General features: G+C 70.7%; 21 protein-coding genes and 1 riboswitch. Of the genes, 10 read left to right on the forward strand and 11 right to left on the reverse strand.

The annotated features are described in order from the left end of the window. The first annotated feature begins 13 nt into the window (after positions 1-13). The gene (locus ACIOKD_RS15610) at positions 14-1,657 is read left to right on the forward strand and encodes a DNA repair helicase XPB (protein ID WP_402083432.1); all 1,644 of its coding nucleotides are present in this window, start codon (positions 14-16) and stop codon (positions 1,655-1,657) included. Positions 1,658-1,681: 24 nt separating this feature from the next. On the opposite strand, the gene ACIOKD_RS15615 is transcribed toward ACIOKD_RS15610, so the two are convergent. Then, the gene (locus ACIOKD_RS15615) at positions 1,682-1,870 is read right to left on the reverse strand and encodes a hypothetical protein (RefSeq protein ID WP_402083435.1); all 189 of its coding nucleotides are present in this window, start codon (positions 1,868-1,870) and stop codon (positions 1,682-1,684) included. 322 nt (positions 1,871-2,192) lie between these two features. On the opposite strand from ACIOKD_RS15615, the gene ACIOKD_RS15620 reads away from it, so the two are divergent. Then, positions 2,193-4,241, forward strand: coding sequence for a HelD family protein (locus ACIOKD_RS15620; RefSeq protein WP_402083568.1), 2,049 nt, complete (start codon positions 2,193-2,195; stop codon positions 4,239-4,241). A 274-nt stretch (positions 4,242-4,515) separates the two neighbouring features. Here the strand turns inward: ACIOKD_RS15620 and ACIOKD_RS15625 are convergent, their stop codons facing one another. Then, a complete protein-coding gene (locus tag ACIOKD_RS15625) occupies positions 4,516-5,208 on the reverse strand; it encodes a copper homeostasis protein CutC (RefSeq protein WP_402083437.1) in 693 nt (230 codons plus the stop codon). Positions 5,209-5,389: 181 nt separating this feature from the next. Here ACIOKD_RS15625 and ACIOKD_RS15630 point away from each other — a divergent pair, with 181 nt between their 5' ends. From ACIOKD_RS15630 to ACIOKD_RS15645, 4 genes are all read left to right on the forward strand, one after another. Beyond that, on the forward strand, positions 5,390-6,079 hold the full coding sequence (locus ACIOKD_RS15630; protein WP_402083440.1) for a DUF5753 domain-containing protein: 690 nt from the start codon (positions 5,390-5,392) through the stop codon (positions 6,077-6,079). A gap of 32 nt (positions 6,080-6,111) precedes the next feature. Beyond that, positions 6,112-6,801 carry a hypothetical protein gene (locus tag ACIOKD_RS15635; RefSeq protein ID WP_402083443.1) on the forward strand — a complete coding sequence of 230 codons (690 nt, stop codon included), beginning with the start codon at positions 6,112-6,114 and terminating at the stop codon, positions 6,799-6,801. A 132-nt stretch (positions 6,802-6,933) separates the two neighbouring features. Further along, positions 6,934-8,160 (forward strand): Cmx/CmrA family chloramphenicol efflux MFS transporter, encoded by a 1,227-nt coding sequence (locus ACIOKD_RS15640; protein WP_402083570.1) that lies wholly within the window; start codon positions 6,934-6,936, stop codon positions 8,158-8,160. An 18-nt stretch (positions 8,161-8,178) separates the two neighbouring features. Next, positions 8,179-9,264 (forward strand): GNAT family N-acetyltransferase, encoded by a 1,086-nt coding sequence (locus tag ACIOKD_RS15645; RefSeq protein ID WP_402083446.1) that lies wholly within the window; start codon positions 8,179-8,181, stop codon positions 9,262-9,264. On the opposite strand, the gene ACIOKD_RS15650 is transcribed toward ACIOKD_RS15645, so the two are convergent. Together ACIOKD_RS15650 and ACIOKD_RS15655 are read right to left on the reverse strand one after the other, a co-directional pair. Beyond that, positions 9,253-9,528 (reverse strand): DUF4031 domain-containing protein, encoded by a 276-nt coding sequence (locus ACIOKD_RS15650; protein WP_402083448.1) that lies wholly within the window; start codon positions 9,526-9,528, stop codon positions 9,253-9,255. The genes ACIOKD_RS15645 and ACIOKD_RS15650 overlap by 12 nt on opposite strands. Then, positions 9,525-9,914 carry a hypothetical protein gene (locus ACIOKD_RS15655; RefSeq protein ID WP_402083451.1) on the reverse strand — a complete coding sequence of 130 codons (390 nt, stop codon included), beginning with the start codon at positions 9,912-9,914 and terminating at the stop codon, positions 9,525-9,527. Before ACIOKD_RS15655 ends, ACIOKD_RS15650 begins: the two co-directional genes overlap by 4 nt. Positions 9,915-10,091: 177 nt before the next feature. On the opposite strand from ACIOKD_RS15655, the gene ACIOKD_RS15660 reads away from it, so the two are divergent. The 3 genes from ACIOKD_RS15660 (at position 10,092) to ACIOKD_RS15670 (ending at position 12,846) form a co-directional block, all read left to right on the forward strand. Further along, entirely contained in the window at positions 10,092-11,009 is a 918-nt protein-coding gene (locus tag ACIOKD_RS15660) for a MurR/RpiR family transcriptional regulator (protein WP_402083454.1), read from the forward strand. Between the two features lie 147 nt (positions 11,010-11,156). After that, on the forward strand, positions 11,157-12,122 hold the full coding sequence (gene murQ / locus ACIOKD_RS15665; protein WP_402083456.1) for an N-acetylmuramic acid 6-phosphate etherase: 966 nt from the start codon (positions 11,157-11,159) through the stop codon (positions 12,120-12,122). A 124-nt stretch (positions 12,123-12,246) separates the two neighbouring features. After that, complete coding sequence (locus ACIOKD_RS15670) at positions 12,247-12,846, forward strand: hypothetical protein (protein WP_402083459.1); 600 nt, start codon at positions 12,247-12,249, stop codon at positions 12,844-12,846. On the opposite strand, the gene ACIOKD_RS15675 is transcribed toward ACIOKD_RS15670, so the two are convergent. Both ACIOKD_RS15675 and ACIOKD_RS15680 read right to left on the reverse strand, forming a co-directional pair. Next, positions 12,843-14,363, reverse strand: a complete 1,521-nt coding sequence (locus ACIOKD_RS15675) for a subtype B tannase (protein WP_402083461.1) — start codon at positions 14,361-14,363, stop codon at positions 12,843-12,845. The genes ACIOKD_RS15670 and ACIOKD_RS15675 overlap by 4 nt on opposite strands. A 164-nt stretch (positions 14,364-14,527) precedes the next feature. Then, on the reverse strand, positions 14,528-15,184 hold the full coding sequence (locus tag ACIOKD_RS15680) for a TetR/AcrR family transcriptional regulator (protein WP_402083463.1): 657 nt from the start codon (positions 15,182-15,184) through the stop codon (positions 14,528-14,530). Positions 15,185-15,294: 110 nt separating this feature from the next. Here ACIOKD_RS15680 and ACIOKD_RS15685 point away from each other — a divergent pair, with 110 nt between their 5' ends. Next, entirely contained in the window at positions 15,295-16,230 is a 936-nt protein-coding gene (locus ACIOKD_RS15685; protein ID WP_402083465.1) for an NmrA family NAD(P)-binding protein, read from the forward strand. A 129-nt stretch (positions 16,231-16,359) separates the two neighbouring features. Here the strand turns inward: ACIOKD_RS15685 and ACIOKD_RS15690 are convergent, their stop codons facing one another. The 5 genes from ACIOKD_RS15690 to thrC form a co-directional block, all read right to left on the reverse strand. Continuing rightward, the gene (locus ACIOKD_RS15690) at positions 16,360-17,484 is read right to left on the reverse strand and encodes an NADH:flavin oxidoreductase (RefSeq protein ID WP_402083468.1); all 1,125 of its coding nucleotides are present in this window, start codon (positions 17,482-17,484) and stop codon (positions 16,360-16,362) included. Positions 17,485-18,122: 638 nt separating this feature from the next. Then, positions 18,123-19,751 carry a chaperonin GroEL gene (gene groL, locus ACIOKD_RS15695; protein ID WP_107015329.1) on the reverse strand — a complete coding sequence of 543 codons (1,629 nt, stop codon included), beginning with the start codon at positions 19,749-19,751 and terminating at the stop codon, positions 18,123-18,125. A 356-nt stretch (positions 19,752-20,107) separates the two neighbouring features. Next, positions 20,108-20,314 (reverse strand): cold-shock protein, encoded by a 207-nt coding sequence (locus ACIOKD_RS15700; protein ID WP_007493268.1) that lies wholly within the window; start codon positions 20,312-20,314, stop codon positions 20,108-20,110. A 464-nt stretch (positions 20,315-20,778) separates the two neighbouring features. Then, entirely contained in the window at positions 20,779-21,054 is a 276-nt protein-coding gene (locus ACIOKD_RS15705; RefSeq protein ID WP_402083471.1) for a MoaD/ThiS family protein, read from the reverse strand. A 124-nt stretch (positions 21,055-21,178) separates the two neighbouring features. Then, positions 21,179-22,507, reverse strand: coding sequence for a threonine synthase (gene thrC / locus ACIOKD_RS15710; protein ID WP_402083474.1), 1,329 nt, complete (start codon positions 22,505-22,507; stop codon positions 21,179-21,181). Between the two features lie 15 nt (positions 22,508-22,522). Next, positions 22,523-22,680, reverse strand: a riboswitch (SAM riboswitch). Positions 22,681-22,829: the final 149 nt, after the last annotated feature.

Below are 22,829 nucleotides of genomic sequence, written 5' to 3' on the forward strand. Positions count from 1 at the left end.
GAAGGGGACGCGCGTGAATGGTCCACTCATCGTCCAGTCCGACAAGACCCTGCTTCTGGAGGTCGACCACGAGCTGGCCAACGAGTGCCGCCGGGTCATCGCTCCCTTCGCCGAGCTGGAGCGCGCGCCCGAGCACATCCACACCTACCGGGTGACCCCGCTCGGGCTGTGGAACGCGCGGGCGGCCGGGCACGACGCCGAGCAGGTCGTGGACGCGCTCGTGCAGTACAGCCGCTATCCGGTGCCGCACGCGCTGCTGGTCGACATCGCGGAGACGATGGGCCGCTACGGCCGTCTCACGCTGAGCAAGCACCCCGCCCACGGGCTCGTCCTCACCACCACCGACCGGCCCATCCTTGAGGAGATCCTGCGCTCGAAGCGGATCATCCCGCTCGTGGGCGCCCGGCTCGACCCGGACACCGTGGCCGTGCACCCCTCCGAGCGGGGGCAGATCAAGCAGACGCTGCTGAAGCTGGGCTGGCCGGCCGAGGACCTCGCCGGGTACGTGGACGGGGAGGCGCACGCCATCGGGCTGGCCGAGGACGGCTGGTCCCTGCGGCCCTACCAGAAGCAGGCGGTGGAGAACTTCTGGCACGGCGGGTCGGGCGTGGTCGTGCTGCCCTGCGGCGCCGGCAAGACGCTGGTCGGCGCGGGCGCCATGGCCGAGGCGAAGGCCACCACCCTCATCCTCGTCACGAACACCGTCTCGGCCCGGCAGTGGAAGCACGAGCTGGTCAAGCGCACGAGTCTGACCGAGGAGGAGATCGGCGAGTACAGCGGTACGCGCAAGGAGATCCGGCCGGTCACCATCGCGACGTACCAGGTGCTGACGACGAAGCGGAAGGGTGTCTACCAGCACCTGGAGCTGTTCGACTCCCGCGACTGGGGGCTGATCATCTATGACGAGGTGCATCTGCTGCCCGCGCCGGTCTTCAAGTTCACCGCCGACCTCCAGGCGCGCCGCCGGCTCGGTCTGACGGCCACGCTGGTGCGCGAGGACGGCCGCGAGTCGGACGTGTTCTCCCTGATCGGGCCGAAGCGTTTCGACGCGCCCTGGAAGGAGATCGAGGCGCAGGGGTACATCGCTCCCGCCGACTGCGTCGAGGTCCGGGTGAACCTCACGGACTCCGAACGGCTGGCGTACGCGACCGCCGAGGCGGAGGACAAGTACCGCTTCTGCGCGACCACGGCGACGAAGCGCAAGGTCACGGAGGCGCTGGTCCGCCGGTTCGCGGGGATGCAGACCCTCGTCATCGGGCAGTACATCGACCAGCTCGACGAGCTGGGCGAGCATCTGGACGCGCCGGTCATCAAGGGCGAGACGTCGAACGCGCAGCGCGAGAAGCTCTTCGAGGCGTTCCGTCAGGGTGAGATCAGTGTGCTGGTCGTCTCCAAGGTCGCCAACTTCTCGATCGACCTGCCGGAGGCGACGGTCGCCATCCAGGTGTCGGGCACCTTCGGCTCCCGCCAGGAGGAGGCCCAGCGCCTCGGCCGGGTGCTGCGCCCGAAGGCGGACGGCCACCAGGCCCACTTCTACTCGGTCGTGGCCCGCGACACCATCGACCAGGACTTCGCGGCCCACCGCCAGCGCTTCCTGGCCGAGCAGGGTTACGCGTACCGGATCGTGGACGCGGACGAGCTGTTGGCCGACAACTGACGGGTCGGCACCTCGGAGGGGCCGCTACCGGCTGCGTACGCCCGCCTCCTCGCCGTACTCGCCGAGGAGGACCACTCCGAGGGCGGCGCCGGCGAAGACCTTGACGGCGCGCAGGGCGTCGCCGAACCGATGGCGGTGACTGCCCCGCAGGGCGGTCGCGCCGGTCGGGGGCCGGGGGCGGGCGGGGGCCTGGGTGAACGTCGCAGTGCTCATGTATCCATGGTGGAACACGAGCGCTCCGACTTCATCGGCCCACGGGCCGAACCCGCCCGGTCTCCTCGTACTACTCGGGAGCGACATCTACCCCGTAGGTAGGGGCCGGCATCCCCTAGGGGACCGGGGCACGAAAACGGTTGGCCCCGGCCGCCCCCGCTCGCCTAGGATCTCCGCTCTTGCCCGCCTCCCGTCGTGGAGCGCCGCCGCCCGGACGGAAACCGGCCGGTTCACCGCCACTCAATGGGGCCCACCGGCCCCGGCTCCCGCAGGCCCGGAGGCAACACCCGTGTCCACCCCGTCCAACCCGTCCGACTCCGCCATGCCGTCCGACGACCCTCTCTCCCGTGAGCGCGCCCATCTCGCGCACTCCCGTGCCGCACTGCGTTCGATGCGCGAGGACGTCCAGTCCCTCGACATCCGGGACGTCACCGCGAACTGGGTCAACGCGGAGGTCCTGACCCGCCAGATCGACGAGCGCATCAAGGCCCTCGCCGATCTGTCCCACACTCCGCTGTTCTTCGGCCGCCTCGACTACCTGCGCGCCCCGGGCGCCGAGCAGGCGGAGGGCGCCGAGGGCGAGCGCTTCTACATCGGGCGCCGGCACGTGCACGACGCGGGCGGCGACCCGATGGTGATCGACTGGCGTGCGCCGGTGTCCCAGCCGTTCTACCGGGCCTCCAAGAAGACGCCGATGGACATCGCGCTGCGCCGCCGCTTCGGCTACACCGGCGGCGACCTCACCGCGTACGAGGACGAGCACCTCTCCGACCCCGCCGAGGCCGCAGCCACGAGCAAGCTCCTCCAGCGGGAGATCGAGCGCCCGCGCGTGGGCCCCATGCGCGACATCGTGGCGACGATCCAGCCGGAACAGGACGAGATCGTACGGTCCGGTCTCGGCGGCACGGTGTGTGTGCAGGGCGGTCCGGGCACCGGCAAGACGGCCGTCGGCCTGCACCGGGTCGCGTACCTCCTCTACGCCCACCGCGACCGGCTCGCCCGCACCGGCACCCTCGTCATCGGGCCCAACGCGTCCTTCCTGCACTACATCGAGCAGGTGCTGCCCGCGCTGGGCGAGCTGGAGGTCAAGCAGGCCACGGTCGCCGACCTGGTCGCGCATGTCGAGGTGCGGGGCACGGACGAGGCGGCGACCGCCGTCCTGAAGGGCGACGCACGGATGGCCGAGGTGCTGCGCCGGGCGGTCCGCGCGCACGTGACCCCGCCCACCGAGCAGGTCGTGGTGGTCCGCGGCTCCCGGCGCTGGCGCGTACCTGAGTACGAACTGACCGCCATCGTGCAGGAGTTGCTGGACCGTGACATCCGGTACGGCGCCGCCCGCGAGGCCCTGCCGCAGCGCATCGCGCACGCCGTGCTGGTGCGGATGGAACGGTCGGGCGAGGCACCGGACGACCGGGTGCAGGACGCCGTCGCGCGCAACCCCGCGGTGAAGGCGGCGGTGAAGGCGATCTGGCCGCCGGTGGACCCGGCGAAGCTGGTCTTCCGCCTGCTCTCGGACGCCGGCTTCCTGGCGCTGCACGCGGCAGGGGTCCTCACCGAGGACGAGCAGGAGACGATCCGCTGGGCGAAGCCCGTGCGGTCGGTGAAGTCCGTCGAGTGGGCCGCCGCCGACGCCGTGTTGATCGACGAGGCCACCGACCTCGTACAGCGCACGCACTCTCTCGGGCATGTGGTGCTCGACGAGGCGCAGGACCTCTCGCCGATGCAGTACCGGGCGGTGGGGCGGCGCTGCACGACCGGTTCGGCGACCGTGCTGGGTGATCTGGCGCAGGGGACGACGCCTTGGGCGACGCGGAGTTGGGAGGAGGCGCTGGCGCACCTGGGCAAGTCGGAGGCGGTCGTGGAGGAGCTGACGGCGGGCTTCCGCGTCCCGACGGACGTGATCACCTACGCCTCCCGGCTCCTCCCCCACATCGCTCCGGGCCTGGCGCCGGTGGCGTCGGTCCGGGAGAACCCGGGCTTCTTCGAGGTCCGCCGGACCGCGGCGGAGACCGACGCCACCGCCGAAGTGGTGACGGCCTGCGAGGAGTTGCTCGCGCATGAGGGTTCGGTGGGGCTGATCGCGGCGGACGGGCGGGTGCCGTCGCTGTCCGAGGCGCTGACGAAGGCGGGCCTTCCCCATCTCGCTCCCGGCGAGGAGACGACCGCCGCGGCGCGCCTCACGCTGGTGCCGGCGTCTCTCGCGAAAGGGCTGGAGTACGACTACGTGGTGCTGGACGAACCACAGGCCGTGGTGGACGGCGAGCCGGACGAGCGGACGGGCCTGCGCCGCCTGTACGTCACGCTGACGCGGGCGGTCTCGGGCCTGATCGTGACCCACGCGAACGCCCTGCCTCCCCAGTTGCGGGATTAGGCACGCCACACCCGGGGGCCACCACCGGTGTCCGACGGGTGCGGACCGACGGGGGTTGCTCGCACAGTTCCCCGCGCCCCTGAACCTCCCGGAGCCCAAAAAACCTAGGGGCGCGGGGAACGGCGCAGTCTTTCGGTTTTCAGGGGCGCGGGGAACGGCGTAATCTTCTGGCTTTCAGGGGCGCGGGGAACGGCGCAATCTTTCAGCCTTCAGGGGCGCGGGGAACGGCGCAACCAGCCCCACCGGCCCGCAGACGCAGGCCCAGACCCCACGTTCAACCGGCATCCAGCGCGGACCTCCACGCGTGAACCGACGTCGCAGAGACCGGCCCCGCCCACCCCCCCGGCCGCGCCGCACCCCCGATGTGGAACGCGTCCACACCCCCCGCCCGCAGCGGAGCGACATGGCCGAGGCGCAACCCCCCGCCGACAAGGAGCTGTGGCTCATACCCCGGCTCCCCCCTCCGCCCCGCCTCCGCGAGCAACGTCGGCAGCCCGTCCTCCACGCCACCCGCAGCCCCCGCCGTGAGATACGTGTCCAGACCGGGAAGGTCGGAGAGCCGCTTGCGCAGGGCGTCCCGGTCGGCCGCGCGGTCGATCGCCCGGTGGAACGTCCAGCGGCAGCCGTCCAGTTCGGCGAGCACCGACTCCAGCGCGGACAGATCGGGCTCCCCGTTCTCGTCCAGGAACCCGAGCACGAACTCGTCCGCCCCGGCCGCCCGCAGCTCCCGTGCCGCCCGTACGAGCGCCCGTACGTCCCCGGCCGCGAAACCGTCCGCCAGACGCAGCATCACGCGCAGCGAGATGCCGACGGCGGCCCGGATCCCGGCGAAGGTCGCGACCGGCGGGGTGAGTCCGTCGGCGGCCATGTCGGTGACGAGTTCCAGCCGGTCCGCGCCTCCGGCCTCGGCGGCGACCGCGTCCTCGACGTCGAGGGCGATCACCTCCAGGACTGCACGCTTGCTCATAGGATTTCTTCCCTCGGGCGGCTACAGATGGCGGGTTACAGGTCTAGTCCAATGCCCAGCCTACGCGTCCCATGACAGAGATCAGCGGATATCACCATTCGCGCACACGCTGTCACTGTCCGCAATTACCCTCGACCTGGCGACGTCCGACAACGCCAGCCGCGCGAGAGGGAGTTGTGTGATGCCCGAGCCCAAGCGACTCGACCCGCCCCAGCCGAAGTACGCGCAACCGGCGTTGGCGGACGTCGTCGCATTCGAGAGCCTGGCGCAGTCGGTCAAGGACTGGGCACCGGACCTGGTCCCCGGCCTGCTCCGGACCGCCGCCTACAGCAGGGCGGTGATCCAGGCGTACGAACCGGTCGGGACGGACGAGGACGTCGACGGACGGATGGCTTCCCGGCAGGTTCGCGCACACATCCTCGGCAACCCGGCAGGGCCCCGCTACCGGGTGATCCTGGACGAGGTCGTCGTCCGGCGTCCGGTGGGCGGCCCGCACGCCATGGCCGAGCAGCTCCGTCACATCGCCGCGCTGGTCCGCCGCCACCGGATCATCGCCCAGGTGCTGCCCCTCTCGGAGAACGCGCACACCGGCCTCGACGGCCTCTTCAAGCTGATGACCTTCGACGACGCCCCGCCCGTCGCCTACGTGCAAGCCGACGGCACCGGCCGCCTGTCGGCCGACCCGGCCGTGATCACCCGCTGCACGCTCACCCACGAACTGCTCGGGACCGCGGCCTTGCCCCCTCTCGCGTCCCTCACTCTCATCGAGCGGGCGGCCGAGGAGTACGGAAGGTACGAGGAGCACCAGGAGCACCAGAAGTACAAGGAGCGCGAGGAGTACCAGGAGCACGAGGCTGTGCACCGCCTCTGAACGAGGGGGACCGCAGGCGGACAATGGAACGCATGGCCGATCCCGACGCCCTGCGCACCCGCTGGTCCGACACCCTCCACCGAAGCCGAAGCCGAAGCCACAGCTACAGCAGCAGCAGCCGTGGGACGGAGGCTCCCGTCCCCTCGGTCCCCGACCCCACCCCCTACGCCGACAACCTGCTCGCCCGCTGGTCGGAACCCCAGCGGCGCTACCACACCCTCGATCACCTCACGGCGGTGCTGGACCATGTCGACGTGCTGGCAGAGGCCGCGGACGACCCGGATCCGGTCCGGCTGGCCGCGTGGTTCCATGACGCGGTCTACCTTCCCGACCGCTCCGAGAACGAGGAGCGTTCGGCCCGGCTCGCCGAGCGCGCGCTCCCCGAGGCCGGCCTCTCCGCCGCCGCCACGGCCGAGGTCGCCCGCCTCGTCCGGCTGACGGTCACGCACGCGCCGGCCGGCGACGACCGGAACGGCCAGGTCCTGTGCGACGCCGACCTGGCGATCCTCGCCGCACCGTCCGACGTGTACGCCGCCTACACGGCGGCGGTCCGCGAGGAGTACGCCTTCGTGCCCCCGGACGCCTTCCGTACGGGCCGCGCGGCCGTCCTCCGCCAGCTCCTCGATCTGCCGCGCCTCTTCCACACCCCTTACGGAACAAGGGAATGGGAGGGTCCGGCCCGGCACAACCTGACGAGCGAGCTGACCCTGTTGACGGCCTGAACCCCACCCGCTGGAATGGGCTGTCCACCGTCGAGGTTGGCACGTGACATGCCCGTCCCCACGAGCCCCGGCTCACCCATGCCCGCCCCCACGCCCGTGCCCTCCCCCACACCCGAACCCAGGCCCGCGCCCATGCCCCTGGCCGTCTACATCCTCGGGCTCTCCGTCTTCGCACTGGGCACCAGCGAGTTCATGCTCTCCGGTCTCCTGCCGGCGGTCGCGGACGACATGCACGTGTCCATTCCGCGCGCGGGCCTGCTGATATCCGCCTTCGCGGTCGGCATGGTCGTCGGAGCGCCCCTGCTGGCCGTGGCCACGCTCCGGCTGCCCCGCCGCACCACCCTCATCGCGCTCATCAGCGTCTTCGGCCTCGGCCAGATCGCGGGCGCCCTCGCCCCGGACTACACCGTGCTCTTCGCGTCCCGGGTCGTGAGCGCGCTCGCCTGCGCAGGCTTCTGGGCCGTCGGCGCGGCCGTCGCCGTCGCCATGGTCCCGGTGAACGCCCGCGCCCGCGCGCTCGCCGTGATGATCGGCGGCCTGTCGATCGCGAACGTCCTCGGCGTCCCGGCGGGCGCCTTCCTCGGTGAGAGCCTCGGCTGGCGCTCGGCGTTCTGGGCGGTCGGCGCGGCCAGCGCGGTCGCGCTCGTCGGGGTGGCCACCCTCATCCCCCGTATCCCGCTCCCCGCCGAGAAGCCCCGGCTCAGGAACGAACTGCGGATCTACCGCGACCGACAGGTCTGGCTCACCATCTCGCTGATCGCGTTCTCCGCGGGCGGGGTCTTCTGCGCGTTCAGCTACCTGGCCCCGCTGCTCACGGACGTGGCCGGGCTCGACCATGGCTGGGTACCGGCCGTGCTCGCGCTGTTCGGGATCGGCGCGCTCATCGGGACGACGATCGGCGGCCGGATCGCGGACGCGCACCTCTTCGGAGTACTGCTCTCCGGCATCGCGGCCTCGACGGTCCTGCTCGTGGCGCTCGCCCTGCTCGCGCAGTACGCCGTCGCGGCAGCCGCCCTCGCCTTCCTCCTCGGCGTCTCGGCCTTCTACACCGCCCCGGCCCTCAACGCCCGGCTGTTCGACGTCGCGACCTCCGCCCCCACCCTGGCCGCCGCGACCACCACGGCCGCCTTCAACCTCGGCAACACCGGTGGCCCCTGGATCGGCGGCGCCGCCATCGACGCGGGCCTCGGCTTCGCCTCCCCGGCCTGGGCGGGAGCGGCCCTGACCGTCGCGGCGGGCGTACTGACCGCGATCTCGCTGCGTCTGTACCGGCGCGGGGCGTCATCGCGGGTGGTCACCCGAGCCGCACCGAGGATCGACACCGGGGCGGAGAAGAACATGAACCCCTCCGCGAACTGATCACCTATCCTCACCGGCATGCGAGCCATGGGCGGGGACCAGTTGGAAGAGGCCGTCTCGGGCGCGGTGGCGGCCCTGCGGAGCGCGACCGACCGGGACCGGGACTGGGACGTCAGGGCGGGCCGTCTCGAATGGAGCTGCCGCAGGACGGCGGAGCACATCGCGTCGGCCCTCATGTTGTACGCGGGCCAGCTGGCGGGCCGCCCCGCCGACCGCTACGTACCCTTCGACATCACCTTCGACGAGTGCGAGAGCCCCGAGGACGTCCTCCAGGTCGTCGAGGCGATCGGCGCCCTCCTCGTGGCCACCGTGCGCACCACCCCGCGAGAGGTGCGGGCCTACCACTCGTACCCCTTCCGCAGCGCGAACCGTGAGGGCTTCGCCGCGATGGGTGTCGCCGAGGTGCTGCTGCACACGCACGACGTGGCGGAGGGTCTGGGCATCGCGTACGAGCCGCCGGCCGCGCTCTGCGCCGACGTGCTGACGCGGATCTTCCCGCACGTGCGCCCCGAACCCGGCCCCGACCACTGGCGGACCCTCCTGTGGGCCACGGGCCGCGGCGAACTGCCCGGCCGCGCGCCCCTCACCAGTTGGCGGTGGAGCAACAACCTCGTCATACCCGCCGAACGCCTCACCCTCCAGGGCGTCACCCCCGCGGCCGCCGCCGACCTGAGCGCGGGCGGCACGGGCGGCTTCGAGTGGATCGAGGGCGGCCCCTTCCAGGGCACGCGGGACGCCGCGGGCATGGTCGTGAAGGCGTACGAGGCCGGGGTGCACCGCCCCGAGTGGGGCATGTTCGTCCTCGTACGGCGCGAGGACGGCCGCGCGGTCGGCGGCATGGGCTTCCACGGCGCCCCGGACGAGGAGGGCCGCGCCGAGGTCGGCTACGACCTGACCGGGGCGGCCCGCGGCAACGGTTACGCCACCGAGGCCCTGCGCGCCATGTCCGCCCGAGCCCTGGCCCGCGAGGACGTCACGTACCTGCTCGCGACGGTGGACCGCACCAACTCCCCTTCCCAGGGCGTGATCGCACGCGTGGGCTTCACCCGGGTGGGCACGGTGGGCGACGACGGGGAGCAGTACGCGTACGAGCTACGCGGCTGAGCCGGGCCGCCCCTTCGGCCTGCGCAGCCCGGACGCGTACAGGATGCGTACGACCTCGCGGCTGCGCACCCGCACCGCGCCGGCCCGTACGGCGTCCTCGTACCGGTACGAGGGGATGTCGTAGTGATCGCGCTCGAAGGCGCGGGCGGGGGCGCCCAGCCCGCGCGCGAACTCGTGAAGCTCCTCGAACGACACATCACTCACCAGGTGGGACCACATGCGGCCGTGCCCCGGCCAGTCGGGCGGGTCGATGTACACGGTCACGAAGAACTCGCTCCACTCCCCAGGGCCGGTCCGAGCGCCCCCACCGGGGCGACGCTCACCCCGGCCTTGTGACACACCCAGTGCGGGTCGGGCCCCAGCTCCGGCTCCACCTCCAGGGCATGCGGATCGCCGTCACCGCAGACGGGGCACAGCGGCCACCGCCCGTACGTCTCCAGCAACGCGTCCTGTACGTCCTGGGCGACCAGCCCGGCCACGTACTCGACACCCTCGGGCCACTGCTCCACCCACCACCGCCGCCGCACGACGGACTCCTCGACCATCGACACGACATCGGCCTCCGCGACCTCCGCCGCCACAAGATCAGCGATCACCAGGGCCCGAGCCGCATGAAGAGCCTGTTCGAGAGGAGCGACGGAGGATTCCATACCTCCATTGTGCGCCAGCCCGGACGGGCCCCCACTTCCGTCTCGGACTCCGGCTCTCATCCCATCTCTCGTCTTCGGCTGGTAGGGGCGCGGGGAACTGCGCAACCCGAACCCCACCGCCCCGCACCCACCACCCCACCCCTTGACCCTCCCCCCGCCCGAAAATACCTTTCATACGTGACCCAAGAAGTGAAGGAAATTTTCGCGGGCGAACCCCCGCCACCCCCCGCAGCCCTCGCCGCAAAGGTCCGCACCCTCGCCCCCTCGATGACCCGCTCCATGCAGCGAGTGGCAGAGGCCGTGGCCCACGACCCCGCAGGCTGCGCGGCCCTCACGGTCACCGGCCTCGCAGAACTGACCGGCACCAGCGAGGCGACAGTGGTCCGCACAGCCCGCCTCCTCGGCTACCCCGGCTACCGCGATCTGCGCCTCGCCCTCGCCGGCCTCGCCGCCCAGCAGCAGTCGGGCCGCGCCCCCGCCGTGACGGCCGACATCGCGGTCGACGACCCGATCGCGGACGTGGTCGCCAAGCTCGCGTACGACGAGCAGCAGACGCTCGCCGACACCGCGGCCGCACTGGACACGGTGCAGCTGGGCGCGGCGGTCGGAGCGCTCGCGGCGGCCCGCCGTATCGACGTGTACGGCGTCGGGGCGTCCGGCCTGGTCGCCCAGGACCTCACCCAGAAGCTGCTGCGCATCGGCCTCATAGCCCAGGCGCACAACGACCCGCATCTCGCCGTGACCAACGCCGTGCAGTTGCGGGTCAAGGACGTGGCGATCGCGATCACGCACTCCGGGGCGACCGGCGACGTCATCGAGCCGCTGCGGGTCGCATTCGAGCACGGGGCCACGACGATCGCGATCACGGGACGGCCGGACGGTCCCGTCACGCAGTACGCGGATCACATCCTGACCACGTCCACGGCCCGGGAGAGCGAGCTGCGGCCGGCGGCGATGTCGTCCCGGACCAGCCAACTGCTGGTGGTGGACTGCCTGTTCATCGGGGTCGCCCAGCGGACGTACGAGACGGCGGCGCCGGCGCTGTCCGCGTCGTACGAGGCGTTGGCGCATCGGCATCGGAGTGCGCCTCGTTAGCGGGCCGGGGGTCGTCCGCGAGCCGGTGAGGGCCGGTCGAACCGTTCCCCGCGCCCCTACCGGCCAAAGACAAAAGATTGCGCCGTTCCCCTCGCCCCCGAAGAGCGAAACGATCCGCCCCGCCCGCACCAGAAAGAGCCGCCGTACATGACCTCAAGCGCCGACGCCGCCGACGCCCCCTCGTCCTCCGATCACCGCACTGTGCGGGCCGAGTTGGAGGGCCTGACCACGGAGGCGTTCCGCCCCGAGCACTCCGACATCGACCGACTGCCGACGCTCGACATCGCGAAGATCATGAACGGTGAGGACGCCACCGTGCCGACCGCCGTCGCCGCGCAGCTGCCGAACATCGCGGCCGCGATCGACGCCATCGCGGAGCGGATGGCGCGCGGCGGCCGGCTCGTCTACGCCGGCGCCGGCACCGCCGGACGGCTCGGGGTGCTGGACGCGTCGGAGTGCCCGCCGACGTTCAACACGGACCCGACCGAGGTCGTCGGGCTGATCGCGGGCGGCCCGGTCGCGATGACGACGTCGGTCGAGGGGGCGGAGGACTCCGCGGAACTGGCCGTCGAGGACCTGTCCGCGCTGAACCTCACGCGGGACGACACGGTCGTCGGTGTCTCCGCCTCGGGCCGCACCCCGTACGCGATCGGAGCGGTCGGGCACGCCCGCGCGCTCGGCGCCCTGACGGTCGGACTGTCCTGCAACGCGGACAGCGCGCTGGCGGCGGCGGCCGACCACGGCATCGAGGTCGTCGTGGGCCCCGAACTGCTCACGGGCTCCACCCGTCTGAAGGCGGGCACGGCGCAGAAGCTCGTCCTCAACATGCTCTCGACGATCACGATGATCCGCCTGGGCAAGACGTACGGAAACCTGATGGTCGACGTACGTGCCTCGAACGAGAAGCTGCGAGCGCGTTCACGCCGTATCGTCGCGCTCGCCACGGGTGCCTCCGACGAGGAGATCGAGGCGGCCCTGGCCGCCACGGACGGCGAGGTCAAGAACGCGATCCTCACGATCCTGGGCACTGTGGACGCCCCCACAGCCGCCCACCTCCTCAAGAAGACAGACGGCCACCTGCGCGAAGCCCTGGCAACAACACACCAGCCCTGACCGCCCCTCCTCAGGAGCGCGGGGAACGGCGCGACCGGCCCCCACCGCCCCACGGCCGCCGAACCCCCACACTGTCAGTACCTCGTGCGAGGCTGGTGAAGCCGAAGGAAGGGACCCCGAGACCGTGAACCACGCGCAACTGACCGCCCTGGGCAGAGCCCTCCGCGTGCTGGGCGAGCACGGAGACGCCCTGTCCACCGAGATGCCGGACGCCAAGCTCCACGAGGTGAAGGCGGACCTGAAGCGTGCCCTGAGCCTCCTGGACGAGACCGTCACCACCGCGGCCCCCACCACCCGCTGCGCGGAACACCCCACGGGCCCGGTGGACGAGGACGCCCCCGACCTGTGCCTGCTCTGCGAGACCCGCCGCCGCCTCGCCCGCCGCTCGAAGGTGAACAACTCGTTCCAGGACTCCTTCCCGCAGGGCCGCCCGACGGCCCCGGACGACAGTTCGGAACGCACCAAGTCCCGTTACGGCGTCCGGGGCGACCGGCCCCAGCCCCAGCAGCGCTGGCTCCCCGAGATGTGGACCGGCCAGGCCTGGCAGCTCTGCGGCACGCCGCGCCGCGACAAGCAGGAGGCCGAGCTGTATCTCGCCGCACAGCGCCGCAGCCCTCGCCCGAGCATGGCCTACCGTCTGATCCACGAGTTCACGGACTACGAGGTGCTGCGCATCTGGGGCACCCCGGTGAAGGTCGACATCGAACCGATGGGAAACATCTAGAGCCGGTAGCCCGAGATTTCCCCGATCCACTCGACGAAGTCGCCCGGATCCTGGTCGGCCCCGTGCCCCGCGTCCCAGTAGTACGCGGTGTCGACGTCGTCACCCAGACTCGTGAGACGGGCCGAGAGGTTGCCCGCGACCGAGAGCGAGGTGTCGGTGTCCTTGGTGCCGAGGCGTATCCACCAGTGCTTCGCCCGGTTGCGGTTGGGGTTCTCGACGAGGTGGTGCATCGGGTTCATCAGGTCGAGCTTCGCGGGGATGTCGGCGTCCAGGCGCGCGCTGTCGCCGCTCTCGTGCCGCAGGCTGTAGAGCGTGAAGTGCCTGGCCTTCGTGGTCCCCGTGCCGAACAGGTTGTTCTCGGGGGTGGCCAGGGTGAAGCCGTCGAACGACGGCGCGTTCTTCTTCCGGGCACCCACGTGCGTGCGGAAGCCGTCCCAGGAGAAGGTGGCCCGCCCGCCTGAGCCGCCGCCGGACCAGGTGATGAACGGGTTCGCGGCGAGATAGGCGGCCCGGTCCGCGCCCGGCAGCGCCGCCAGGTACCGCGTGGCCGACGGCTCCAGATGCGTCCTCAGCAGGTACGCGTCCAGGTTGCGCGCGGTGAGGGCACCGAAGCCCTTCGCCCGCAGCCCGAGCGCGGCCAGGTGCTCGGCGTACGCGGCCTTCAGCTCACCGGAGACCGCCGGATCGACCTGCGCGCCGCCGTTCAGCGGGTTGGCGCCCCAGCACCACTCGTACGCCATGTCGGCGTGTTCGAGGTCGATGATCGGACACCAGGCTCCGGCCGCGAAGATCGCGTCGCTCGTGTCGGCCGCACCGATCTCCTTCAGATACGGGTCGTAGAGCGGGCTGTCACCGGACGCGCCGAGCAGCGCGGACAGCGCCCCGCCCGCGCTGACCCCGGACGAGACGATCCGCCGTACGTCGCCCGGGACGCGGCCCTTGTTGAATCTCAGGTACCGCACGGCCGCCTTCAGATCCACGATGACGGCCGGTGCCGTGCCGTAGTAGACCCCCGAGGCGTCGACGAGCGTACGACCGCGGGCGCCGGGCTCCACGACCACGTACCCGGCGGCGAGAGCGAGCGCCTGGCGGCTGGTTCCGCCGCCCATCCCGGAGGCGACGATCCCGGTGTTGTTCGCCACGGACGACGGCATGTACCCGCCGATGCCGTTGGCGAGGAGGATGGGCGCGCCCGTGGCATCGACGGCCGTGCCGTCGATCTTCACCGGCACGCTGACGTTGAGGGACTGGTAGGTCGCGTCGACCGGCTCGGCCACATAGGAGGCGACCTTGTAGAAGCGGTACACGACCTCGTGGGCGACGCCGGCGGTGTCCTTGATGGTGAGGGTCGACTCGGTACAGGCGTCCGGATCGAAGACCAGATCCGCCGAAGCCCTCGCCCCGGCCCCGGCCCCGGCCCGCCAATCCTGCGTGGCGGCCCGCGCCCCGGAACCGAACCCGGCCGCCGTCCCCACGGTCGTCGCGGTAAGCCCCACGACCACTGCTCTGCGCTTCACGTCCGTCTCCTGTCTTCAAGCACGGCTCGAAGCACCCAGTGCACCAGCCGTTCCTGAGGACTTCCCCTGCCCCTTCGGCGACAGCACAGAGAATCGGCCACCGGCCCGAACACCCGCGTACTGCCTGGTCCGCCGCCATATCGAGCAAATCGCCCACAAAATTGTCAGCAATTTTGGCGCGAACTTGCCCGGCCCGCACCACCGCCACCGCCCTCGCCACCGCCGCCGCTCCCGCCGCCGCTCCCGCTCCCGCTCCCGCCCGGCGGACTCAGCCCCACCACCGCCAGCCGGAACAACCGGTCCGCCTCCGCCGCCGTGTCCCGGTGGTGTTCCGTGGCCAGCACGACGCCGACAGCGAGCGTGATCAGATCGCCGACGGTGACGTCCGCCGCCACCGCGCCGTCCCGCACGGCACGCTGGAGCAGCGGACCCCCCGCCTCCTCCAACGACCGCGAGCACGAGTTCTCGTGCACCGGGTCGGCCGGAGACCCGTCGTACGTCAGCGCGGCGGCCAACCCCCGCGCGGAGACGCAGTAGGCGACGACATCGCCCATCCACTCCAGCAGGGCATCCCTGCCGCGGCCCTGATCCGTCAGCTCCTCGGCGCGCACGCGGAGCGCCTCGATCCGCGTCCGCGACACCGCTTCCAGCAGCGCGCGACGCGTCGGGAAGTGCCGGCGAACCGTGGCCGACCCGACCCCCGCGGTGCGCGCGATCTGCTCCAGGGACGCATCCGCCCCGTGCGCGGCGACCTCTTCCTCGGCCACCGCGAGGATGCGCGCGTAGTTGCGCCTGGCATCGGCGCGCTGACGATCAGGCATCGGATCTCACCTCGTGCTTTGTCAAATGGCGGGCCCCGCCATATCTTAGGCGAAGAGGAAACGGCGGGCCCCGCCGTTTTGCTGCGTCAGCACCTCGGAGGAGCACTCGCATGCCCAAGAACACCGACTCAGACTCCGCACCCGTCCTGGTCACGGGCGCCACCGGCAGGCAGGGCGGAGCCACCGCACGCGCCCTGCTCGCGGCGGGCGTGCCCGTACGGGCGCTGGTACGTGACCCGGCCGCGACCCGCGCCAAGGCCGTCGAGGCGCTCGGCGCCGAGCTGGTCACCGGCGACCTCCACGACCGCGATTCCGTGGCACGCGCTTCGGAAGGCGTCCGCGCGGTCTTCTCCGTGCAGATGGCCGGCGTCACGGAGGACGGCTTCGACTTCGACGGGGAGGTGAGGCAGGGCGTCAACCTCATCGAGGGCGCCAGGGCGGCCGGCGTGCCGCAGTTCGTGCACACCTCCGTCAGCGGTGCCGGTCAGCACACCGAGGACCCCGGCTGGGCCGAGGGCCGGTGGGCGTCGACGGCGGCCACGCTGGAGGCGAAGCGGGCGATCCAGGACCGGCTCCGCGAGGCCGGCTTCCCCCGCTGGACGCTGCTCAAGCCGGGTTTCTTCATGGAGAACTTCCTCCCCTCGATGCGGTTCCTGTTCCCGCGCGGTGTAGAGGGCGGCATCGTGAGCGTGCTCAAGCCCACCACCCGCCTGTCCCTCGCCGCGGTGGACGACATCGGCACGGCGGCGGCCGCCGCCGTCGCCGCACCGGAACGGTTCGACCGCGTCGAGCTGGAACTGGCCAGCGACTACCTGTCGATGGCGCGGATCGCCGAGATCCTCTCCGGGGCGCTCGGCGTGCATCTGCCCGCGCCGGACATGACGGAGGAGGAGGCGCTGGCCGCGGGCATGCCGCCGATGGGCGCCTCGCACGAGCGGTTGAACGTCGTCGGCCAGCCCGGCCGCCCCCAGTACGCCAGGGACCTCGGCATCGAACTGACCTCCTTCGAGAAGTGGACACAACGCCACCTGCCCCTGAAGCCCTGACCGTCCCACCCCGGGACCCCCACCCAACAGTTCCCCGCGCCCCTGGCCACCTAGGCACGCGGGGAACTGCGCAATCCTGCGGCCCAACCCCCACCGAACCCGAACCCACACCCGCACCCGCACCCGAAATCAGCTGAGCGAGCGCAGCGCCTCCGCGTTGAACGCCTCCAGTTCACCGAACCGCCCGCCCAGCACCTTCACGGCCCACTCCGGGTCCTGGAGCAGCGCGCGGCCGACCGCGATCATGTCGAACTCCTCGCTCTCCAGCCGGTCGAGCAGATCGTCGATGCCCTTGACCGGCGCGCCCTCGCCACGGAAGCCCTTGAGGAAGTCCCCGTCGAGGCCCACCGAGCCGACGGTGATGACGGGCCGGCCGGTGAGCTTCTTCGTCCAGCCGGCCAGGTTCAGGTCGGAGCCGTCGAACTCCGGCAGCCAGTAGCGGCGCGTCGACGCGTGGAAGGCGTCCACTCCGGCCGCGGCAAGGGGCTCCAGCAAGGACTCAAGCTCCGCCGGGGTCTCCGTCAGGCGCGCCTTGTAGACGTTCTGCTTCCACTGCGAGTAGCGGAAGAGGACGGGGAAGGCAGGCGAGACGACCGCCCGCACCGCGGCCACGATCTCCGCGGCGAACTTCGTACGGGCGACGAGGTCACCGCCGTACCCGTCCGTGCGGCGGTTGGTGCCCGCCCACAGGAACTGGTCGAGCAGGTAGCCGTGCGCGCCGTGCAGTTCGACCCCGTCGAAGCCGATGCGCTCGGCTGCGGCAGCGGCGTCGGCGAAGGCCTGGATGACGTCGTCGAGGTCGGCCCGGGTCATCTCCTTGCCCTGGCCGGCGGTGCCGTCGAGACGCAGGCCGGAGGGGCCGACCGCGGGCGCGTCCGTGAACGGCTGATCCCCGGCGGAGCGCACCATGCCGATGTGCCAGAGCTGCGGCATGATCGTCCCGCCCGCCGCGTGCACGTCCGCGGCGACCTTCGCCCACCCGGCGAGCTGCTCCTCCCCGTGGAACCGCGGCACCCGATCGCTGTTCCCGGCCGACTCGTGGTCCACGTACGTGCCCTCGGTGACGATCAGACCGACACCGGCGGCGGCACGGCGGGCGTAGTACGACGCCACGTCCTCCCCCGGAACTCCGCCCGGCGAGAACTGCCGGGTCATCGGCGCCATCGCGATCCGGTTCGGAACGGTCAGGCCGTTGAGGGCGACAGGCCGGGAAAGAACCTCGGCGGCGCGGGAGGCGGAGGGGGCGACAGTCACGTGGGGGCTCCTCGTGGGGGAAGGGGATTGCACATCCCAACAGGTATGTGCACACGCATGGACAACTCCCCGGTCAACCATCCCGGCGCCCACGGCATTCCTCCACACCCCCGCACACCTCTGTGACCCCGGACATGCCGGCGGCGGAGCCGACAACCGAGCCGCCCGCCGGTCAGTGGCCCCTGAACCACCACGACAGCCGGCTGACGAGTCCCGAGCCGACAGCTCCGGCAGCGCCGAGCGCGGCCTGACCGGCAAGCCGCCGCCAGAATGCCGGCCGGGGGGTATGAGGCTCCGTGGCCTCAACCGCGTCGGGGGTGGTGGCCTGCCCCCGACAGAAGCGGGCACTGGGAGGACCTGCGCAGCCTGACGCTGGGCCTTGCGCTGCGCGAGCTCTCACTGACCCGGTTCACCGACGCGCTTCATCTGACAGCCGCGGCCCAGCGGTCCGCATCGGACGTGGTGTACCTGGTGGGTTCCACTCGCCGTGACCCGCGTCGACGTGACCCGCGTCGACCGGCGGCGGAACCGCCCGAGGGCGGCACCCCTGGAGTGGGGTGCCGCCCTCGGTTCGTACAGCTGCGATGCAGCGGTGCCTCAGCGGTGCTGCGGCGGTGAACCTCCGATCCGTTTCCGGATCAGAAGTCCATGTCACCGCCCGGCATGCCGCCACCGGCGCCGGCGCCGGCCGAAGCCTTCTCCGGCTTGTCGGCGATGACAGCCTCGGTGGTGAGGAACAGCGCGGCGATGGAGGCGGCGTTCTGCAGAGCGGAGCGCGTGACCTTCGCCGGGTCGATGATGCCTTCGGCGATCATGTCCACGTACTCACCGGTCGCGGCGTTGAGGCCGTGACCGACGGGCAGGTTGCGGACCTTCTCGACGATGACGCCACCCTCAAGACCACCGTTGACGGCGATCTGCTTGAGCGGGGCCTCCAGGGCGAGCTTCACGGCGTTCGCGCCGGTCGCCTCGTCACCCGTGAGCTCAAGCTTCTCGAACACCGAGGAAGCCTGGAGCAGAGCCACGCCACCACCGGCGACGATGCCCTCCTCGACGGCCGCCTTCGCGTTGCGAACGGCGTCCTCGATGCGGTGCTTGCGCTCCTTGAGCTCGACCTCGGTGGCGGCACCGGCCTTGATGACGGCCACGCCGCCGGCCAGCTTCGCCAGGCGCTCCTGGAGCTTCTCGCGGTCGTAGTCCGAGTCCGAGTTCTCGATCTCGGCACGGATCTGGTTGACCCGGCCCTGGACCTGGTCGGCAGAGCCGGAGCCGTCCACGATCGTGGTCTCGTCCTTGGTGATGACGACCTTGCGGGCACGGCCCAGCAGGTCCAGACCCGCGTTCTCCAGCTTCAGGCCGACCTCCTCGGAGATGACCTCGCCGCCCGTGAGGATGGCGATGTCGCCGAGCATGGCCTTGCGGCGGTCACCGAAGCCCGGAGCCTTGACGGCGACGGACTTGAAGGTGCCACGGATCTTGTTGACGACCAGCGTCGACAGAGCCTCGCCCTCGACGTCCTCGGCGATGATCAGCAGCGGCTTACCGCCCTGCATGACCTTCTCAAGGAGCGGGAGCAGGTCCTTGACGTTGGCGATCTTCGAGTTGGCGATCAGGATGTAGGGGTCGTCGAGGACGGCCTCCATACGCTCCATGTCGGTGGCGAAGTACGCCGAGATGTAGCCCTTGTCGAAGCGCATACCCTCGGTGAGCTCAAGCTCCAGACCGAAGGTCTGGGACTCCTCGACGGTGATGACGCCTTCCTTGCCGACCTTGTCCATCGCCTCGGCGATGAGCTCGCCGATCTGGGTGTCGGCGGCGGAGATGGAGGCCGTGGAAGCGATCTGCTCCTTGGTCTCGACATCCTTGGCCTGCTCAAGAAGGGCACCGGAGACGGCCTCGACGGCCTTCTCGATACCGCGCTTGAGAGCCATCGGGTTGGCGCCGGCGGCTACGTTGCGCAGACCCTCGCGGACCAGCGCCTGGGCGAGCACGGTCGCCGTGGTCGTACCGTCGCCGGCGACGTCGTCCGTCTTCTTGGCGACTTCCTTGACCAGCTCAGCGCCGATCTTCTCGTACGGGTCCTCGAGCTCGATCTCCTTGGCGATGGAAACACCATCGTTGGTGATCGTGGGGGCGCCCCACTTCTTCTCTAGGACGACGTTACGACCCTTGGGACCAAGGGTGACCTTGACGGCGTCGGCGAGCTGGTTCATCCCGCGCTCGAGACCGCGCCGTGCCTCCTCGTCGAACGCGATGATCTTGGCCATGTGAAGTGGTCCTCCCGGACTGGGGTGGAATCTCCAGGACCGCGCCTGCGCCCGCGACGGACGGCCTGCCGACCTCGGTGGTTCCTTGCCCCACCCGGCCGGCGGGCCTCACTGACCCGGTCCTCGTTGTCACTCTCACCTTCAGAGTGCTAACGCCAATGATTAGCACTCGACCCATGCGAGTGCAAGCGCCTCTCGATGATCCGCAGGTGGGAGGGGGTGCGAGCCGGGGGCGCCCGATGACCATGCGGGCGCCTGTGCCGACCGCGGACGGCCCCCGGATGCCGAAGGGCCCGTACCCGGGAGGTACGAGCCCTTCGGAAGAAGAACGTCGCTGCAGTAAGTCGGCGCGTGCTTCAGCCGGTCGCCAGCCGGACCATGTCCGCCTGCGGCCCCTTCTGGCCTTGCGAGATCTCGAAATCGACCCGCTGACCCTCTTCCAGGGTGCGGTAGCCGTCCATCTGAATCGCGCTGTAGTGGACGAATACATCCGCACCACCGTCGACCGCGATGAAGCCGTACCCCTTCTCCGCGTTGAACCATTTGACGGTGCCCTGAGCCATGCCTAACTCCCCTATTACTGGCCCTTGCACAGACCCGCACTTCGCGGATCCGGGTCAGACCTCACCCCCCAACGGTTGGGGGTGTGCGCCGGAACGCGTCGACCGCGGCCGAATGTATCCGTCCAACTGCCGTCTGCAACAGGTCAATCCGACGAGAATTCCGGGCACGGATGATCGGAAATATGTGAAGGATTTACGAAGATTCAGGGCAAGTCGGGCCCGGTAAATGCCATAAACGGCTGAAAAGGACCCGTTACTTTGGCTGCTTCTTGTCGGGCCCCGGGCGCCAACTCATATGCGCCGACCTTGCGAAGCGAAGCAGCTTCCCCAACTGTACCGCGCTCAATCATACAGAATTGCCCCCTCCGCTTCGGGCGCGGAAGGGGCAATTCGATGAACTCTGCGTGTTCGGCATTACCAAGGGTAATGATCGGCGCCGCCGAACGGGGCACCGAGCGGGGCGCTCAGCCTCCGGCGACCGCCGGGATGATCGAGACCCCGACGCCGTCCGGCGTGACCGTCTCAAGACCCTGCTCGAAGCGGACGTCGTCGTCGTTCACGTACACGTTGACGAACCGCCGCAGCTTGCCCTGGTCGTCCAGGACACGGGCCGCGATACCGGTGTGGTTCTTCTCCAGATCGGCGATGACCTCGGCGAGGGTCGCCCCTTCGGCGGCCACTTCGGCCTGACCACCCGTGTAGGTACGCAGGATGGTGGGGATACGGACGTTGACGCTCACGGGGCCTCCATCAGGTAGGGCTGTAGTACAGCGCCCCTTCTTCAGGGGCGCGGGGCAAGTGACATCTGCGGCTCCGCCGCGGGGCGCTGCCGGCCCCCGCGGGCCCGCAGCGTTCGGACGACGATCAGGACCCGAGCCCAGCCTCATGGAAGGAGTCGAGGTTCGGACGGATGGTGGCGGTCAGCCCCGTGTCGGAGGCGACGGCGTCCAGCGTCTTCAGCCCGTCCCCCGTGTTGAGGACGACAGTCGTCAGGGTGGGATCGAGCAGCCCGCTCTCGATCAGCTTCTTCGCCACCCCCACCGTCACCCCGCCGGCGGTCTCCGCGAAGATTCCCTCGGTCCGCGCCAGCAACTTGATCGCGTCGACGACCTGGTCGTCGTTCACGTCCTCCACGGCCCCGCCCGTCCGGCGGGCGATGTCGAGCACGTACGGCCCGTCGGCCGGGTTCCCGATGGCGAGCGACTTGGCGATCGTGTTCGGCTTCTGCGGGCGTACGACGTCGTGCCCGGCCTTGTAGGCGACGGACACCGGTGAACAGCCCTCGGCCTGGGCGCCGAAGATCTTGTACGGCTTGTCCTCGACGAGGCCGAGCTGGATCAGCTCCTTCAGGCCCTTGTCGATCTTCGTCAGCTGCGAGCCGGAGGCGATCGGCACGACCAGCTGGTCCGGCAGCCGCCAGCCGAGCTGCTCACAGATCTCGTACGCCAGGGTCTTGGAGCCCTCCGCGTAGTACGGCCGCAGATTGACGTTGACGAAGCCCCAGCCCTCGCCGGCCGGGTCGCCGATCAGTTCGGAGCAGAAGCGGTTCACGTCGTCGTAGTTGCCCTCGATACCGACGAGCTCGCCGCCGTAGACCGCGGCCATGACGACCTTGCCCTGCTCCAGGTCGTGCGGGATGAACACGCAGGAACGGAGGCCGGCCCGCGCGGCGGCGGCGCCCACCGCACCCGCGAGGTTGCCGGTGGAGGAGCAGGAGAGCGTGGTGAAGCCGAAGGCGCGCGCGGCCTCCAGCGCCTGGGCGACGACACGGTCCTTGAAGGAGTGCGTCGGGTTGCCGGAGTCGTCCTTGACGAAGAGCTTGCCGGCGTCGACGCCCAGCTCGCGCGCCAGGTTGTCGGCCTTGACGAGCTTGGTCCAGCCGGGGTTGATGTTCGGCTTGTCCGCCACGTCCGCGGGGACGGGCAGCAGCGGCGCGTACCGCCAGATGTTCGCGGGCCCCGCTTCGATCCGCTTGCGGAGTTCCTCGGTGTCGTAACCCGAGAAGTCGTACGCGATCTCCAGCGGGCCGAAACACTCCTCGCAGGCGAAGACCGGACCGAGCGGGACGCGGTGTCCGCACTCGCGGCAGGAGAGCGCGGCGGCCGGACCGAGGTCGACGGCGTTCGCGGAGCCCGCGGCGGAGGCGGGGGTGGGGGTGGAGTTCGTGGTGCTTGCAACTGTCTGCGCAGCCATGGAGGCGAGGCCCTTTCCTCATCTTCCTCACGACGCACTTCGCCATGAGACGGATTTGGCACCTTCCCGAGCCGGGAGCCTCGCGGCACTGATCAGCGATGATCAGGACGAGACCGGCTGGAGGGTTGCCGGGGCTTCAACGGGCCGTATCCCTCTGCCCCTCTGGATGAGCGGTATTCAGTTGTACGCGCAACGACCCCCGACATGCGATGGTCATCAGCGTTGTTCAAGACTGTAACCGACGGCATGGATGGTGGAGAGAGCCGTCCGAACCGCGAGATGACCGTCACACCGGTTTCCGTCGCGGCGGGACGCACGCATC

Source organism: Streptomyces sp. NPDC087844, from assembly GCF_044742785.1.
In the GTDB taxonomy this organism is placed as follows: domain Bacteria; phylum Actinomycetota; class Actinomycetes; order Streptomycetales; family Streptomycetaceae; genus Streptomyces.

What these genes read in the sequence shown, in the direction of transcription:
- ACIOKD_RS15615 (WP_402083435.1), bottom strand. Translation starts at nt 1,870, where the DNA reads ATGAGCACTGCGACGTTCACCCAGGCCCCCGCCCGCCCCCGGCCCCCG.
- ACIOKD_RS15620 (WP_402083568.1), top strand. Translation starts at nt 2,193, where the DNA reads ATGCCGTCCGACGACCCTCTCTCCCGTGAGCGCGCCCATCTCGCGCAC.
- ACIOKD_RS15625 (WP_402083437.1), bottom strand. Translation starts at nt 5,208, where the DNA reads ATGAGCAAGCGTGCAGTCCTGGAGGTGATCGCCCTCGACGTCGAGGAC.
- ACIOKD_RS15630 (WP_402083440.1), top strand. Translation starts at nt 5,390, where the DNA reads ATGCCCGAGCCCAAGCGACTCGACCCGCCCCAGCCGAAGTACGCGCAA.
- ACIOKD_RS15635 (WP_402083443.1), top strand. Translation starts at nt 6,112, where the DNA reads ATGGCCGATCCCGACGCCCTGCGCACCCGCTGGTCCGACACCCTCCAC.
- ACIOKD_RS15640 (WP_402083570.1), top strand. Translation starts at nt 6,934, where the DNA reads ATGCCCCTGGCCGTCTACATCCTCGGGCTCTCCGTCTTCGCACTGGGC.
- ACIOKD_RS15645 (WP_402083446.1), top strand. Translation starts at nt 8,179, where the DNA reads ATGCGAGCCATGGGCGGGGACCAGTTGGAAGAGGCCGTCTCGGGCGCG.
- ACIOKD_RS15655 (WP_402083451.1), bottom strand. Translation starts at nt 9,914, where the DNA reads ATGGAATCCTCCGTCGCTCCTCTCGAACAGGCTCTTCATGCGGCTCGG.
- murQ (WP_402083456.1), top strand. Translation starts at nt 11,157, where the DNA reads ATGACCTCAAGCGCCGACGCCGCCGACGCCCCCTCGTCCTCCGATCAC.
- ACIOKD_RS15680 (WP_402083463.1), bottom strand. Translation starts at nt 15,184, where the DNA reads ATGCCTGATCGTCAGCGCGCCGATGCCAGGCGCAACTACGCGCGCATC.
- ACIOKD_RS15685 (WP_402083465.1), top strand. Translation starts at nt 15,295, where the DNA reads ATGCCCAAGAACACCGACTCAGACTCCGCACCCGTCCTGGTCACGGGC.
- groL (WP_107015329.1), bottom strand. Translation starts at nt 19,751, where the DNA reads ATGGCCAAGATCATCGCGTTCGACGAGGAGGCACGGCGCGGTCTCGAG.
- ACIOKD_RS15700 (WP_007493268.1), bottom strand. Translation starts at nt 20,314, where the DNA reads ATGGCTCAGGGCACCGTCAAATGGTTCAACGCGGAGAAGGGGTACGGC.
- thrC (WP_402083474.1), bottom strand. Translation starts at nt 22,507, where the DNA reads ATGGCTGCGCAGACAGTTGCAAGCACCACGAACTCCACCCCCACCCCC.